This window comes from Microbacterium sp. NPDC055502 (genome assembly GCF_053643635.1).
Genome location: NZ_JBSHKJ010000001.1, coordinates 330785 through 346310, shown reverse-complemented (window position 1 = coordinate 346310; position 15526 = coordinate 330785). Strand labels below are relative to the sequence as shown.

Annotated in this window: 15 protein-coding genes; 4 read left to right on the top strand and 11 right to left on the bottom strand. The window is 71.2% G+C overall.

Annotated features, from left to right (window positions below):
- Positions 1 to 6: 6 nt before the first annotated feature.
- The 6 genes from ACWH95_RS01785 to ACWH95_RS01760 all read right to left on the bottom strand — a co-directional run bounded on the left by ACWH95_RS01785 (position 7) and on the right by ACWH95_RS01760 (position 5680).
- Positions 7 to 879 carry a PaaX family transcriptional regulator gene (locus ACWH95_RS01785; protein WP_454120044.1) on the bottom strand — a complete coding sequence of 291 codons (873 nt, stop codon included), beginning with the start codon at positions 877 to 879 and terminating at the stop codon, positions 7 to 9.
- On the bottom strand, positions 869 to 2110 hold the full coding sequence (locus ACWH95_RS01780) for a kynureninase (RefSeq protein ID WP_454120043.1): 1242 nt from the start codon (positions 2108 to 2110) through the stop codon (positions 869 to 871). Before ACWH95_RS01780 ends, ACWH95_RS01785 begins: the two co-directional genes overlap by 11 nt.
- 1 nt (position 2111) lies before the next feature.
- A complete protein-coding gene (locus ACWH95_RS01775) occupies positions 2112 to 3077 on the bottom strand; it encodes a hydrolase (protein ID WP_454120042.1) in 966 nt (321 codons plus the stop codon).
- A gap of 1 nt (position 3078) precedes the next feature.
- Positions 3079 to 3930 (bottom strand): tryptophan 2,3-dioxygenase, encoded by an 852-nt coding sequence (locus ACWH95_RS01770; RefSeq protein WP_454120041.1) that lies wholly within the window; start codon positions 3928 to 3930, stop codon positions 3079 to 3081.
- Positions 3931 to 3979: 49 nt separating this feature from the next.
- Positions 3980 to 5035 (bottom strand): alpha/beta hydrolase, encoded by a 1056-nt coding sequence (locus ACWH95_RS01765; protein WP_454120040.1) that lies wholly within the window; start codon positions 5033 to 5035, stop codon positions 3980 to 3982.
- Between the two features lie 120 nt (positions 5036 to 5155).
- On the bottom strand, positions 5156 to 5680 hold the full coding sequence (locus ACWH95_RS01760) for a TetR/AcrR family transcriptional regulator (RefSeq protein ID WP_454120039.1): 525 nt from the start codon (positions 5678 to 5680) through the stop codon (positions 5156 to 5158).
- A gap of 80 nt (positions 5681 to 5760) precedes the next feature.
- On the opposite strand from ACWH95_RS01760, the gene ACWH95_RS01755 reads away from it, so the two are divergent.
- The gene (locus ACWH95_RS01755) at positions 5761 to 6471 is read left to right on the top strand and encodes an MBL fold metallo-hydrolase (protein ID WP_378823532.1); all 711 of its coding nucleotides are present in this window, start codon (positions 5761 to 5763) and stop codon (positions 6469 to 6471) included.
- A gap of 243 nt (positions 6472 to 6714) precedes the next feature.
- On the opposite strand, the gene ACWH95_RS01750 is transcribed toward ACWH95_RS01755, so the two are convergent.
- From ACWH95_RS01750 to ACWH95_RS01740, 3 genes are read right to left on the bottom strand one after another with little or no spacing between them, the layout of a single operon-like run.
- Positions 6715 to 7284, bottom strand: a complete 570-nt coding sequence (locus tag ACWH95_RS01750; protein WP_454120038.1) for a cysteine hydrolase family protein — start codon at positions 7282 to 7284, stop codon at positions 6715 to 6717.
- Complete coding sequence (locus tag ACWH95_RS01745) at positions 7281 to 8723, bottom strand: purine-cytosine permease family protein (protein WP_454120037.1); 1443 nt, start codon at positions 8721 to 8723, stop codon at positions 7281 to 7283. The genes ACWH95_RS01750 and ACWH95_RS01745 overlap by 4 nt, the downstream gene beginning before the upstream one ends.
- A gap of 35 nt (positions 8724 to 8758) precedes the next feature.
- Positions 8759 to 10042, bottom strand: coding sequence for a M18 family aminopeptidase (locus ACWH95_RS01740; RefSeq protein WP_452312738.1), 1284 nt, complete (start codon positions 10040 to 10042; stop codon positions 8759 to 8761).
- A gap of 231 nt (positions 10043 to 10273) precedes the next feature.
- On the opposite strand from ACWH95_RS01740, the gene ACWH95_RS01735 reads away from it, so the two are divergent.
- Positions 10274 to 11134, top strand: a complete 861-nt coding sequence (locus ACWH95_RS01735; RefSeq protein WP_136034858.1) for an EamA family transporter — start codon at positions 10274 to 10276, stop codon at positions 11132 to 11134.
- A 165-nt stretch (positions 11135 to 11299) separates the two neighbouring features.
- On the opposite strand, the gene ACWH95_RS01730 is transcribed toward ACWH95_RS01735, so the two are convergent.
- Complete coding sequence (locus ACWH95_RS01730) at positions 11300 to 11956, bottom strand: response regulator transcription factor (RefSeq protein WP_206252786.1); 657 nt, start codon at positions 11954 to 11956, stop codon at positions 11300 to 11302.
- A 319-nt stretch (positions 11957 to 12275) separates the two neighbouring features.
- Here ACWH95_RS01730 and ACWH95_RS01725 point away from each other — a divergent pair, with 319 nt between their 5' ends.
- A complete protein-coding gene (locus ACWH95_RS01725) occupies positions 12276 to 13325 on the top strand; it encodes a sensor histidine kinase (RefSeq protein ID WP_247637706.1) in 1050 nt (349 codons plus the stop codon).
- A gap of 239 nt (positions 13326 to 13564) precedes the next feature.
- Here ACWH95_RS01725 and ACWH95_RS01720 read toward each other — a convergent pair whose 3' ends face one another.
- A complete protein-coding gene (locus ACWH95_RS01720) occupies positions 13565 to 14308 on the bottom strand; it encodes a GntR family transcriptional regulator (protein WP_454120036.1) in 744 nt (247 codons plus the stop codon).
- Positions 14309 to 14477: 169 nt separating this feature from the next.
- Between ACWH95_RS01720 and ACWH95_RS01715 the strand changes: the two genes are divergently transcribed.
- Complete coding sequence (locus ACWH95_RS01715) at positions 14478 to 15407, top strand: phosphate/phosphite/phosphonate ABC transporter substrate-binding protein (RefSeq protein WP_136036454.1); 930 nt, start codon at positions 14478 to 14480, stop codon at positions 15405 to 15407.
- Positions 15408 to 15526: the final 119 nt, after the last annotated feature.

The window sequence follows — 15526 nt, the reverse complement described above, 5'->3', positions numbered from 1 at the left end:
GCGTCCTCAGCGCCGGTCCGCCACCGCCGGGTCCGGGGTGTCCGCCCGATCCACCCCGGCCGCCGTGACGGCGCGCACGTGCGCCAGCGCCGGCGCGGACAGCTCGGCCGACAGCGCCGTGAAGCGCTCCACGCTGCGGGCGCCGGGCCAGTCCGCCGGCAGCATCGACGCGGGCAGCCCGGGGTCGGTGTAGGGCAGCACGCGCCACCGGTCGAGCAGGTGCACATACGCGGCGAACGGCTCGGGTGGCAGCATGCTGAGCGACGCCTGGAAGGCGAGGTGCTCCGTCCGCAGCGCACCCAGGTCCCACCACTGCGCTGCCGCCTCCACGAGGGTGCCGGCGGGAGCGGGGGCCACGGCGTCGAACAGCGTCGCCCACTGCCGCGCGCCGAGCTCTTCCAGGATCTGCGTCGCCTCGTCGCGCAGGTGACCGGGGCAGATCCACAGGGCGGGCGACACCACGCCCGCGCCGATCCACTGCAGCCGGCGACGCAGCTGATGCCGCACGCTGCGGGCGCTCTCCGGGATCGAGAACGACACCAGGCACCACGGGTCGGTGTCGCCCATCTGCCGCATGGTGAAGATGCGCCGGTCGCCGCGCTCCAGCATGGGCAGCGCCTCCGGGTTCAGGCGGTATCCCGCGGTCTCGCCGCGCTCGGCCAGCAGCAGCCCCTTCTGCTTCAGGCGCGTCACGCCCGTGCGGGCCTGGGCGGCCGGGATCCCCAGCTCGCCCGCGAGGTGCACGAGATGCGCGGCGGAGATCCAGCCGCCGAGGGGCCGCAGATACAGCCCGATCAGCGTCCGCAGCAGCGACGCCGTGCTGCCGGGGCGGGCATCGATGTCGTCGCGCACGGCGGTCGGCGCCGCCTCAGTCGTCATCGGACTCCAGGGCGTCGCGCACGGCCAGCACGCCCGTGATCGTCTCGACGTGCGAGGTGCTGAGCGGGGAGAGTCCGAGGCGGATGCCGTCGGGGAAGCGGAAGTCGGGGATGATGCCGTCCGCCCAGAGCCGGCGGGTGACGTCGCGGAAGTCGGGGTGGCCGATCGTCACATGCCCGCCGCGTCGCGCGGAGTCGCGGGGGCTCAGCAGCCGCACGCCGAGCGGGGCGAGCACCTCGTCGTACGCGCGCACCGCGAGATCGGTCAGCGACTGCGACTTGGCCCGCACCCCCGCGATCGTCGACTGCTCGATCAGGTCGAGCATCCCCTGCATCGCGAGCATCGAGGTGACGGGCGGCGTGCCGCTGAGCAGCTGCCGGATGTCGCCGCTCGGCACGTACTCCGGCCCCATCGCGAAGATGTCCTCCGCGCTCCACCACCCCTGGATCGGCTGCCGGAGCACGCCCTGCAGCCCGTGGCGGAGGTACGCGAACGCGGGGGAGCCCGGGCCGCCGTTCAGGTACTTGTAGGTGCAGCCGACCGCGAGGTCGACGCCCCACGCGTCCAGCTGCATCGGCACGACGCCGGCCGAGTGGCACAGGTCCCACATCATGAGCGCCCCCGCCTCGTGCGCCGCCGCCGTGATGCCCGGCATGTCCGCCAGCGCGCCCGAGCGGTAGTCCACGTGGCTGAGCGACACGAGCGCGGTGCGGTCGGACACCGCGGCCGTCACGTCGTCCACCGTCACGCCGTGCACCGGGTCGGGTTCCAGCCAGCGGATGGTCAGCCCCGTCTCGGCGGCGAGGCCCTCGGCGAGGAACCGGTCGGTGGGGAAGTTGCCCGTCTCGATCACGAGCTCCGTGCGGGCGGGGTCGGCGGCGGCCGCGGCGCGCATGAGCTTGTAGATGAGCACGCTGGTCGAGTCGGCCACGACGGTCTGCCCGGGGGCGGCTCCGAGCGCGACCTCGCCGATGCGGTCGCCCAGGCGCATCGGCAGTGCCATCCACTGCTCGTCCCACGAGCGGATGAGCCGGGTGCCCCAGTCCTCGCGCACGAACGCGGCGAGCTTCTCCGGCATGTCCCGCAGGGGGCGGCCGAGGGAGTTCCCGTCGAGGTAGGCCGTGACCCCCGGCGCCTCGGCGAACGCGTCGAGGTGCGCGGCGAGCGGGTCGGCCGCGTCGAGGGCGCGGGCGGCGTCGAGCAGGGCGGCGTCGGAGGAACGGTCGGTCATGTCACACCTTCAGGTCGGCGGCGGTCAGCGGGCGGGCGTCGAACGGATCGGTCGAGCCGTCCGGGAGCAGGAGCAGCAGCGCGCCGGGCTGCCGCGGGTCCACGGGGGCGAGGGCGCGCAGCAGGGCGGCGTCGTCGAGCCCCGCGCGGCGGAGTGCGTCGAGCTCGGCGGGGTGGAGGTCGACCGGGGTGGGGCCGTTGCCCATGTCGGTGCCGTAGAGCACGGCGCCCCCGGCGGCGTGGAACCGTCGCACGTTGTCGACGGCGATGCGCAGGGCGGCGGGGTCGTGGATCGCGAGGGTCGAGATCCAGGAGACCGAGGCCGCGTGGCGGGCGACCTCGGCGTCGTCGAGGCGCTCGGTGAACGGCGCGTGCGCGAGGCGGGCGGCTCCGAGGCGTACGGCCCGCTGCGCCTCGTCGGGGCCCTCGGCGTGCACGACCACCGGCAGGCCGTGCGCGTCCGCGCGCTCGACGATCGCGTGGACGACCGCGTCGGCGAACACCGGACCGGCCGTGCTGTTGCCGGCGACCTTGAGGAGGGCGACCCCGGCGGCCGCGAGATCATCGACCGCGGCGACGGCGGCAGCCTCGTCCGCGACCTCCCGCACCGACCCCGCGGGGGCCCAGTCGCGGTCGGACGGGTAGCCGCCGGGCGGGGTGAGGAACGCTCCGGCGTACCGGACCTCGACGGCGTGATCCGGGGTGGCCGAGGTGTGCACCGCGAGCTCACGCAGCACCGCGGGGTTCCCGCCCAGGTCGTCGACCCGGGCGAGGCGCGAGGTGCGCAGCAGGGCGTGATCGACGAGCTGCAGGTGCACGTGGTGGTCGGTGAAGCCGCCGACGACCCCGCCGGGGACGCGGGGGAGGCCGGGGGCCGGAGTCTCGGCGCGGAGCCGCACGTGTTCCGCGGTCGCCTCGACGACGCCGTCGCGCCACCGGGAGCCGTCGAAGTACGTCGCGGCGTGCATCTCAGCTGCCGATCTCGGTGCGGACGGTGTAGAGCTCGGGGAAGAACGTGAGGTCGAGGGCGCGCTGCAGGAATCCGACGCCGCTGGAGCCGCCCGTGCCGACCTTCATGCCGATCGTGCGCGACACGGTCTTGAGGTGCCGGAACCGCCAGAACTGGAAGTTGTCCTCCAGGTCGACCAGGTCTTCGCACGCCTCGTACAGGTCCCAGTGCGTGCCGGGGTCCTGGTAGATGGCGCGGATCGCGGGGACCAGCGCCGGGGTCTCGCGGTAGGGCTCGCGCACGTCGCGGTCGAGGATCTCGGCCGGAACGGGTAGTCCGCGGCGGGAGGCGTAGCGCAGGAACTCGTCGTACAGCGTGGGCTTCTCCCACTCGGCGGTGAGCAGCGCCAGGTTCGCGGGATGGTCGCGGAAGACGCCGAGCATCTTCTCGTTCTTGTTGCCCAGCGCGAACTCCACGGCGCGGTACTGCACCGACTGGAAGCCGGACGAGGTGCCGAGTGAGCCGCGGAACTGCGCGTATTCGGTCGGGGTCAGGGTGGCGAGCACGGACCACTGCTGTGTCATCACGTCTTGGATCTTCTTGACCCTGGCGATGCGCTTGAGGGCTTCACGCAGGTCGTCGGCGGCCAGCAGCGTGCGCGCGGAGGACAGCTCGTGCAGCACCTGCTTGAGCCACAGCTCGGTGGTCTGGTGCTGGATGATGAACAGCATCTCGTCGTGGTGCTCCGGCTGGCTCACGGGGTGCTGTGCGGTGAGCAGCTGATCCAGGGCGAGGTACGAGCCGTAGGTCATCCGTCCGGTGAGGTCGGTGACGATGCCGTCTTCCAGGGCGCGCTGGTTCTCCGGGTGCATGCGGAAAACATATCACTTCCGTGGCGACCGTCACAGGAGTGAAATGTTCTCAGCGGGTGGTGTACTTCCCCAGGAACGCGATCGTCTCGTCCAGAGCGGTCCGGGCATCCGGCAGGTCGAGGTGGAACTGGTACTCGTGCGGCAGGGCGGGCTCGTGATCCATCGGCCAGAACAGCGTCGTCACCTCCACCCCCAGAGACTCGAGGCGCTTCGCCATCGGGATCGACTGGAGCCAGGTGAGACCGTCGCCGTTGCCGCCGGAGATGTAGGTGGCGGGGAAGTCCGCGGTGACCCAGTCGAGCGTCGACATCGTCGACCCGGTGGAGTCCTCCGCCCAGGTCTTGGTGCCCGAGTACGCCCACATCGCGGTCTTGAGGCCCCAGCCGGCGATGCCGTCGAGCTCGGCCAGGGCCGCGAGGTCGTACACGCCGCAGTTGAGGATCGTGGCGGCGAGCTGGTCGGCCTTCAGCGACGGGTCGATGCCGACGATCTCGGCGTAGTCGGGGTTGGTGATGAGCGCGGCCATCTGGCTGGCGAGCTGGCTGCCGGCGGAGTCGCCCGCGAGCACGATCTGGTCGGGGTCGATGCCGAGTTCCGCGGCGTGCTCGTCGATGTAGGCGAGGGCCTGGTCGAGCTGCCGCACGGCGAGCGGGTACACGCCCTCGGGCCCGATCGTGTAGTTCACCCCGACGGTCGTGTAGCCCTCGGCCGCGAGGATCCGGAGGTACGGGTCGACGTTCTCCTTCTCGCCCGAGATCCAGGCGCCCCCGTGGATCCACACCACGGTCGGCAGTGGACCGTCGGCGTCGGCCGGGCGGAACACGTCCATCGTCGTGTCGGTGCCCGCGTCGCCGTACGCGATCCCCTGCTGCACGTCGAGCGCGGTGTCGGGCACGTGCTTGTCCATCTCGGCGGCGGTCTCGTCGCCGCCCTTCGTGAACACCGCGCGGATGACCATGGCGGACGGCCAGGGGGTGAGGCTGCTGATGAGGGCGACCACGGCGGCGACGGCCACCACGATCACCACGATCACCTTCGTGCGGTGCCAGGGCTTCCGGGCCTTCGTGGGGTGGACGGACTCTCCGGTGTGCGCATCGGTGCTCATGGACCCTCCCGGCAACAGTGTGCCAGTATTCCGGCCTGTCGAATCGCCGGTGCGGGCGGGTGTGTCCTGGCGCCCCGTGCGATCGCGGCCGTCCCTGCGGGCCCGGGCCCGGGGAGGGGCTCAGCGGGAGAGGCCGCCGATGAGCTGCCGCAGGCCGTAGGCGTAGGCGCGGTCGACGTCGCCGCCCAGGCGGAAGGCGCCCGCGAGCTCCATCTGCAGGAACCCGGTCGCCCAGGCGGTGAAGAGCCGGGCGGCGTCGAGGGCGTCGTCGTCGCCGACCGTGGCCGCGCACGCCCGGATGACCGGTGCCGCCGAGCGCTCGAGGGCTTCCTGCGGCACGGGTGCGGCGAACATCAGCCGGAAGCCCTCGGGGTGCGCGTGCGCGAAGGCGCGGTAGGCGGTGGCGAGCTCGGCGAGGTCGTCGCCGGCCCTCTCGAGGCGCTCGCCCAGCGCGTCGACCGTGGCGGTCGCCACCGCGGCGAGCAGTGCCTCGCGATCCTTCACGCGCTTGTAGAGCGAGGGGGCGCGCACGCCGACGCGCGTCGCCACGGCCTGCATCGTGAGGCCCGAGGGACCGGACGCCTCGAGGATCTCTCGTCCGGCGGTCACGATCGCGTCGGTCGTGGTGCGTTCGGGGGTCGGCATGCATCCTCCAGTGATGGCTATTGACAGTAGCCATCATAGCTACGTATCGTAGCTATCGCAATCATCCGAGAGGACCCGCCATGCAGCTCGCCCCGCACCTCCACCGCCTCGGCAACGACATCGTCGCCTCGTACCTGATCGACCTGCCCGAGGGCATCACGCTCATCGACGCCGGTCTGCCCGGACACTGGAAAGACCTGCAGCACGAGCTGTCCGCGATCGGTCGTCCGCTGTCCGACGTCCGCGGTCTCGTGCTCACCCACGGCGACAGCGACCACATCGGGTTCGCCGAACGCCTGCGCCGCGAGACCGGCGTGCCCGTGATCATCCACGCCGCCGACGCCCACCGCGTGCGCACGGGCGAGAAGCCCCGGACGCCGATGGGGCCCGCGCGCCCGCTGCCGATGCTGGGCTTCCTCGCCTACGGCCTGCGCAAGAACGCGCTGCGCACGCCACACGTGACCTCCGTCGTCGAGGTGGAGGACGGTGCGGTGCTCGACCTGCCGGGTGCCCCGGTGGTCGTCGGTCTGCCCGGCCACTCGCCCGGCAGCATCGCGGTGCACGTGCCGGCGGTCGACGCGGTGTTCGTGGGCGACGCGCTCACCACGCGGCACGTGCTCACCGGGCGCGAGGGTGCCCAGCCGGCTCCCTTCACGGATGCACCCGCAGAGGCCCTGGCGTCGCTGGACCGGCTGGCCGCGCTCGACGCGTCGTGGGTGCTCCCCGGGCACGGCGCTCCCTGGCGCGGCTCCCCGGCCGACATCGCCGCCGCCGTCCGCGCCGCCGCCTGACCCCGTCCGCTCCGGTCGCGGTGCCCCGGTCGCGGTGCCCCGGTCGCGGTGCCCCCGGTCGCGGTGCGGATCGAAAACGCGCCCGGGTGGGACTCGCGCGGCCCGTTTTCCACCCCGCACCGTCTAGGGGGCGGGTTCTGGATCAAAAAGGGTCCGGGGGGTGCCCCGGGCGGTGCGTTTTCCACCCCGCACCCGCGCCCCGCACCGCACCCACGCCCCGCGCGCGCCCGCGAGCACGCGGGGTCAGCGCGACAGGAGGGCGGACGTCTCGGCGACCGTGATCTGCGGCGGGTAGAGGCTCATGACCTGCACCGCGGCGGCGTGGTTCTCCGCCGTGGAACCGGCGCAGGCGTCGGCGGCCAGGGTCACCCGGGCCCCCGCGTCCGCGGCAGCGAGCGCCGTGGAGATCACGCAGCAGTCGGTGGACACGCCGGCCAGCACCACCGGCCCGCCGTGTCCCACCACCGCCTCCAGCTCCGCGCCCCACTTGCCGAACGTGGGCAGGTCGAGCGTCGGGTGCGGGGACAGCCCGCGCGCCGCGGGAACCAGGTCGAACAGTGCGTCGTCGGCCGGGCGGTCGGCGAAGGGCCACGCGGCGAAGTAGTCGCCCCAGGAGGTGGAGCGGTCGGCCGTGGGCAGCCACCGCGTCACCAGCACGCGGTCGCCGAACGCGTCGGCGAGCCGCCGGATGTTGCCCATCGCGTCGTCGAAGAACGGCGACCCCCACGCGGAGTCGGGCGAGGCGAAGATGTGCTGAGGGTCGATCACGACCAGCCAGGCGTCCCGTGAACCCGGGCCGGCGGTCGTGGTCACGCCGCCTCCTGCCGGCGGATCTTCCCCGCCCTGGCGAACCAGGTCACGACGAACGACAGCACGAGCGCGAAGAACACCCCGAGGTTGGCGTACGCCCAGTCGCCGTCAGCGCCGCCGACCAGGAACAGCAGATACCCCTGCCAGTTGTTCCACGGGGCGGCCTCGGCGAAGCCGTTGAGCACGAATCCCCAGCCGATCACGCTCGCGACCACCAGGGTGACGATCGAGGTCCAGTCCCAGGCGCCGTAGCGGCCGCGGCTGTCGAACAGCGCCTGCTCGTCGTAGTCGACGCGGCGGCGGAGGATGTCGGCGATCAGGATGCCGGCCCAGGAGGCGAGCGGCACGCCGAGCGTGATGAGGAAGCTCTGGAACGGGCCGAGGAAGTCGGTCGCGAAGAACACCACGTAGATCGTGCCGAGCGTGAGGATGACCCCGTCGATCGCGGCCGCCGACGGGCGCGGGATGCGGATGCCGAGGCTCAGCAGGGTCAGGCCGGAGGAGTAGATGCCCAGCACGGCGCCCGACACGAGGGCCAGGACCGCGGTGAGCAGGAACGGCACCAGCACCCAGAGCGGGAGGATGCTCGCGAGCGCGCCGATCGGGTCGGCCGCGATCGCCGTCAGCAGGTCGTCGTCGGAGCCGCCGAGCAGCAGGCCGAACACGACGAGGATGACCGGCGCGACAGAGCCGCCGATCGTGTTCCAGGCGACGATCGCGCCGTCGGAGGCCGTGCGCTTCTGGTAGCGCGACCAGTCCGCGGCGATGTTGATCCAGCCCAGGCCGAACCCGGTCATCACCATCACGAGTGCGCCGATCACCTGCCCGATGCCGCCGTCCGGACGCGCGAGCACCACGCCGAGGTCGATGCTCGGGATCGCGAGGACGATGTAGAGCACGGTCACCGCGCCGGTGACCCAGGTGAGCACCGACTGCAGGCGCATGATCGTGTGATAGCCCAGCACGGAGGCCGTGACGATGAGCGCGGCCACCACGACGGTCGCGACGACCTTGAGCCACAGGCTGTCGCCGTCGCCGCCGAGCTGCGTGATCACGGTCGCGGTGGCGAGCACGGCCATGATCGCCAGGAACGTCTCCCAGCCGATCGAGGTGAGCCACGAGACGATGCCGGGGATCTTCTGCCCCTGCACGCCGAACGCCGCCCTCGAGAGCACCATGGTCGGCGCGGAGCCGCGCTTGCCCGCGATCGCGATCAGCCCGCACAACAGGAACGACACCACGATGCCGATCACCGACACGAGCGTCGCCTGCCAGAACGAGATGCCGAAGCCGAGCACGAACGAGCCGTACGACATGCCGAACACCGACACGTTCGCGGCGAACCACGGCCAGAAGAGGTCGCGCGGCTTCGCGGTCCGCTCGGATTCGGGGATGATCTCGATGCCTGCGCGCTCGATGAGAGCCGGCCTGATGTCGGTCATCTGCTCATGATGGCACTGCTGCGCCCGTGCAGGGCTCAGCCGGCGAAGAACGCTCCGGCCACGCGTGTCAGGTCGTGCAGGTCGCTCACGCCGGCGAGCTCCCGCGCCGAGTGCATCGACAGGATCGGGATGCCCACGTCGACCGTGCGGATGCCCAGGCGCGTCGCCGTGATCGGTCCGATGGTGGAGCCGCAGGGCACGCCGTTGTTCGACACGAACTCCTGCGTGGCGACGCCCGAGCGCTCGCACCACTCCCGCCAGGCGGCGCTGCCGACCGCGTCCGTGGCGTAGCGCTGGTTGGCGTTGAGCTTGAGGATGGGGCCGGAGCCGAGCACCGGCTGCACCACGGGGTCGTGGCGGCCGACGTAGTTGGGGTGCACCGAGTGACCCACGTCGCTCGACAGGCACCACGACGCGGCGTAGGCCCGACGGCGGGCCGACGCGTCGGCGCCCAGCCCGTCGTAGACCCGCTCCAGCACGTCCTCCAGGAACGGGCCGGCCGCGCCGGAGCGCGACTCCGACCCGAGCTCCTCGTGGTCGAACGCGGCGAGCACCGCGATCGGCGCACCAGCGGCGGGCTCGTGCGCCTGCAGCGCCACCACGCCGGCGTGCACGGAGGCGAGGTCGTCCAGGCGACCGGAGGCGAAGAAGGCGCTGTCCTTGCCGAACACCGCGCCGCGTGCCGCATCGGCCACTACCACGTCGTAGCCGCGGATGTCAGACGCCGACACCTCGGCGGAGGCCGCGAGCTCCGCGAGGATGTCCGCCTCGGACGGGTCGCCCAGTCCCCACACGGGCTGCGTCTCGGTCTGCTTGTCGAGCGCGAGGCCGTTGTTCACGCCGCGGTCGAGGTGGATCGCCAGCTGCGGCAGTCGCAGCAGGGCACCCGTGTCGGCGAGCACGACGCGGCCGTCGGCGAGGGCCAGGCGACCGGCGAGGCGCAGCTCCCGGTCGAGCCAGGAGTTCAGCAGCGGGCCGCCGTAGACCTCGACCGCCGCCTGCAGCCACCCGCGGACACCGGTCGTGGGCTGCGGCTTGAGTTTGAAGCCAGGGGAGTCGGTGTGGGCGCCGAAGACCTGCACGGGCGTGGTCGCGGTGGCGTCGGCGGGGACGACCCAGGCGATCGCGGCTCCGTCGCGCACCACGACGTACCGCCCGCCCGCGGCGGACGGCCACGCGTCGTGCTCGTCGAGCCGCGTGAACCCGGCGTCCTCCAGGCGACGGGCGACCTCGGCCGCGGCGTGATAGCTGGAGGGGGAGGCGGCGACGAAGTCGGCGAGGTCCTCGGCGTGGGCGAGAGCGACCGGGGTGACGGGCATGGGCATGACCTTCCTGCGCGGGGTGTCTTTCGAGCGTAGTCGCGACCGGCGTTCCCCTCCGGTTCACCTCGGACGGCTAGGGTGGTCCCGATAGCGCCTAGGGTTCCGGGGTCCGCACCCGTCTGGTCCGAGCGGCGCCACGGTCCGCTCCCGTGAGCGGGCCGTCATCTGACAGGACAAAAGCCCGGAGGACCCTGTTCGTCGTGCCTGCGCCGAACGGAAGGGTCTGTCGTGTCCCCACTCGCCTTCGTCCTGGTCCTCGGTGCCGCCGTCGCCCACGCCGCCTGGAACGTGATCGCGCACGGCATCAGCCGCGCCGGCTCGCCGTTCCTGTGGTGGGGCGCGGTGGCCAGCACGGCCGTGTGGATCGGGGCGGTGCCGTTCACGGGGGGCCTCGGCACGTCCGACCTCGCCTCGTTCGCCCTCGGGGTGGGTGTCTCGGCCGTGCTGCACGTGGTGTACATGGCGGTGCTGCAGCGCGGCTATCGCGAGGGCAGCCTGTCGACCGTGTATGCGACGGCGCGCGGGACCGGTCCCTTCCTGTCGGTGATCGTCGCGGTGCTGCTGCTGGGGGAGCGGCCGTCGGGCATCGCACTGGTCGGCGTCGCCGCGGTGATCGTCGGCGTGGTGGCGGTCGGGCTGGTGGACCGGGGGAGCGGCGGAGGGCGGGGCGTCGACCTCGGCCTGGTGTTCGGGCTGCTGACGGGCGTCGCGATCGCGGTGTACACGATCTGGGACACGCACGCGGTGCGCACGTGGAGCCTGTCGCCGGTGGCCTTCATGGTGGGCACGACCCTGCTGCAGGTGCCGTTCTACTCGATCGCGGTCCGTCGCCGCTGGCCCGCGGTGTGGGCGCTCGGGCGTGCCCAGTGGCGCCGCATCCTGGCGTTCGGTGTGCTGTCGCCGCTGTCGTACATCCTCGTGCTGTCGGCGATCCAGATCGCTCCGGTCGCGCTGGTCGCGCCGTTGCGCGAGGTGAGCGTGGTGCTGGTGAGCCTGTTCGGCGCGGTCGTGCTCAGGGAGTCGCGGCCAGGGTGGCGGGTGGGCGCCTCGCTCATCGTGCTGACCGGCATCGTGCTGCTTGCGCTGTGACCCCGGCGGTTCCATTCTGGAGATGGCGCGGGGTGGAAGAACGACAGCCCTCGGACCGTCGACGCCGACGGTCCGGAGATGGATGCAGGTGTGAGCACTCTCCCGGATCCCCGCGGCGCGAGCGGTGCGCCAGCGGGATGCCCGCGTGCCGCGCGAGGCACGGGGTCAGCGGAAGGTGACCAGCCCCGCGTGCGCGGCCGTGACGAGGATCTGCACGCGGTCGCGCAGGTGCCACTTCGACATCATGCGCCCGAGGTGCGCCTTGACCGTGCCCTCCGACACGATGAGTGCCTTGGCGATCTCGGCGTTCGACATGCCCTTCGCGAGGCACTGCAGCACCTCTTCCTCACGGTCCGTGAGCGGTTCGAGGGCATCGGCGGCGGTCGCGGCGGGCGTGGAGTCGCGCACGTGCCGGATCAGCATGGAGGCGATGCGCGGGGACAGCGAGCTCTGGCCGGCGAACACCTCGCGCACGCCGGTCACGATGTCCTCCGCGCTGGAGTCCTTGAGCAGGTAGCCCGACGCCCCGGCGCTCAGCATCGGCAGGACCGTGTCGCTGCCGTCGAGGGTGGTCACGGCGAGGATCCGCACATCGGGCCACCGTTCGGCGATGGCCGCCGTCGCCTCGATGCCGTTCATCTCGGGCATCTGGACGTCCATCATGACGACGTCCGGCTTCTCCCGTTCCACCGTGGTGAGGGCCTCGCGACCGTCCTCCGCCTGCGCCACGACCGTGATCTCCGGCGCGCGCGACACGAAGTGGGACAGCGCGGAGCGGACCAGTGGATCGTCATCGACGATCACGACGCGGATTTCCTGCATGGAGGAAGCCTAACCGCGCTGCACCCGCGGATCCGCGCTGTAGACCTTTGGCCATCGAGGTCTGGACTCAAGACAGATGTGCGCGCTCAGCGTCGTCGAGAAGATGAATACAGACATCGACAAACGACTACAAAATGGAGGTGAACGTAATGACTTTCTGGCAGCAGGTTAGCAAGTTCTTTGGTCTCGTCCGCTAGAGTACCTGGCGAATAGGAGATAGTGAACCATGGCCTTCGACCATTCGATTCGCGGGTCTGCGGATACACTCCGGCTGGTCCGAGGTGAGAAACTCACCGCTATCGAACGCATCGTCGTTCTGGTGATCATCTCCATCACTATCGCCGTCGATCTGATCGGCCTCGTCGTGACTCCGGGTGTGAACCCGGCCGTCCTCGTGGTGAGCATTTCTTCGACGGCAGTCTTCGCCCTTTATCTCTGGAAGCCCCTCATCGCGACATGCGCCCTCGGCGTCGTGTTCGCGCTCTCCTTTCTGGCAGGAACCGAGTACCAGGTCCTGACCGCCGCCGCTGTCGCGGCCGGATTGGTCATGCGACTCGGCTGGACCTCGCTGATCCTGTCGTACACCGGCGCGTTCCTCGTCGCTGCCGCCGTCGTCGCCATGCGCGACGCCGACGCCGGCGTGAACGTCGCCATCTACCTCGTCTTCGCCGCTGTCGCGGGAGCCGTCGGCTTCGCGCTGCGGATCGCGTTCGCACGCGGCAGCCGCCTGGAGCGTCAGCTCGAGGCAGCGGCCGAACAGGAACGCGAAGCAGTGCTCGCCGAGCGGCGATGGATCGCCGGCGAGTTGCACGACAGCATCGCGCACCACCTCACGGTGGTGTCGCTGCACGTGCAGATGCTCGAGGACCCCGGAACCAGTGACGATTCGCGTGAGGCCATCCGGGTGGCCGCGCGCAAGGCCATGACCGATCTCCGGTTCGTGATCGAGCTGGCCGACGACGGGCCCCGGTCGGCAGGCATGCCGACGGGCGACCTCGTCGCGGCGATCGACGAAGCACGCACCGAGTTCGCGGCCGCCGGGCACACGGTGGTGTGCGAAGGCGACCCGGGCGACGAGCGCATCCCGCGCGCCGTGGAGATCGTGCTGGCGCGCATCGTGCGCGAGTCCGCCACCAACATCTTGAAGTACGCCGGCGAGGGCACGGTCGAGATCCGTCTCGCCGTGGACGACGACACCGCGCACCTGACCCTGCGCAGTCCCCTTCCGACCACGCCCCGCCGCGAGCTCTCGTCGAGTCGCACGGGCCTCGGCCGCATGGCCGAGCGCGTCATGGGCGCGAGCGGTGAGTTCAGCGCGGGGGAGGTCGACGGGCACTGGCTCGTGTCGGCCGCACTGCCGGTGGCCTGAGGCGCTACAGTGGCAGAGTGCGCTGCGTGTGCACGAACAGACCTAGACGAAAGTCTAAAATGGTCTCGACTTTCGGCACTTCAGAGCCCAATTCGTACCGGCATATGCTGAAAGCTCCCCAGATAAAGCGTCCCCAGCGCTGCGATCGCGGGCGCGATCTTTCTGGCTTCTGAACACTCCCGTGCCCGCGATCGCGAATCTGTTTCCGGGCCCTTTCCCCTGCGGCCGAATCCCTCTCCTCACGCACCCACAGCGCGCATGAAGTGCCCATCGGTCGAGATGCCGGACGCCGCCACCGTGAACCGGACCACCTCGCTGAGGTAGCGGTCCTCCGAGGCCTCGAAGACGCGTCCGTCGGCGTCGCGCGACGTGCGCGTGAGTCGCAGGATCGGTGCGCCCCGCGGAACCCGCAGCAGGCTCGCGTCCTGCTCGTCGGCTGCGACCGCATCGATCTCGTGCCGCAGCGTGACGATCGGATGCCCGAGGGAGGCCAGGTACTCGGTGATCGAGACCTCGTCCAGATCGACCTCGAACAGCCGACGCCCGACGTCTTCGGTGTAGGCGAGGCGCTCCAGCATGGTCGGCCGCCCGTCGAGGAGGCGCAGGCGGACGACGCGGACGATGGTGTCGTCGCGCCCCACGCCGAGCGCGGGACCCAGGTCGCCGGCGCGGCGCAGGCTGAGCTCCTGCGTCTCGGCGCCGGGGGTCACGCCGAGCTCGCGCGCCCAGCGCGTGAACGGCACTGACACGTCGACCGCCTGGTTCGCCTTGCGCGCGACGACGCGCGCCGGGCGTCCGCGACCGGTCTCGATCAGCCCCTCGGCGCGCAGCGCCGCGAGCGCGTTGCGGATCGGGCCGCGGGAGGTGTGCCAGCGCTCGGCGAGCTCGGCCTCGGTGGGTACGTCGTCGCCAGGGCGCAGCGTGCCGTCGCTGATCCGGGCGCGCAGGTCGTCGGCGATCTGGGTGTACACAGCTTCGGCCACATAGGTACATTACTTCGCCATCGCGCGGATGCCGCGGATAGCCGGTGAGTGTTCACCCAGGCGAATGGCGGGTGAACGCGCCCTGAACTCTTCCGAGATAGGTATACATCTGAAGACCGGGCCTGTCAGAGTCATCGAGGATCACCCCTCCCACCCTGAAAGGTCCACCATGAAGCTCCGTGCTCTCCCCGCCCTCGCCGGCGCTGCGATCCTCGCGCTCGGCCTCGCCGCCTGTGCCGGAACGGCCGAGGCCACCGACGCCCCCGGCGACGCACAGTCCGCCGGCGCGAGCGGGTTCGCTGTCGACGAGAACACGCTGGTCTTCGGCGTCGTGCCCGACTCGGTCGACACCGAGACCAACTATCAGCCTCTGATGGACTACATCGCCGAGGTCACCGGGAAGACCGTCGAGTACCACGAGTCCACCGACTACGCCGCGCTGATCGAGGCCGCCGTCGCCGGGAAGGTCGACGTCGCGTCGTTCTCCGGCTTCACCTACGTGACCGCCACCAACAACGGCGCGAAGCTCACGCCCATCTCGTCGATCATCACCGAGGAGGGCCAGGAGCCCGGCTACTACTCGCAGGCGATCGTCCCCGCCGACAGCGACATCACCAGCCTGAAGGACTTCGCCGGCAAGAAGGTCTGCTTCGTCGACCCGTCGTCGACCTCCGGCTACCTCTTCCCCTCCTACAACCTGCTCGAGGCGGGCATCGACCCCCAGGCCGACATCACGCCGGTCTTCGCGGGCAAGCACGACGTGAGCGTGCAGAAGGTCGGCGAGGGCGTCGAGTGCGAGGTCGGGTTCGCCGAGGACTCCGAGGTCGAGAAGTCCGACAAGGTGAAGGTGATCGACGAGACCATGGTGCCCGGTGCGCCCCTGGTCTACTCCTCGTCCCTCCCGGACGAGGTCGCGCAGGAGCTCGTCGACGCGCTCGGCGAAGTCACGATCGACGACATCATCGCCGCGGGCATCGACGGCGCCGACTCCGACGCGTTCCGCAGCGTGTTCTACGCCACGAAGCCGGTCGACGACGCGTACTACGACCTGATCCGCGACATCTGCGCCGAGACCGAAGCGGAGCAGTGCAAGGCCTGACGGCCTGACACGCCCGTCGTCTCGCCGGCGCTCGCTCAGGAACCCGACTGCGGTTCCTGAGCGAGCGCAGCGGGACGAAGGGCCTCGCACCGGACCCGACCGCACGACAAGGAGATGCC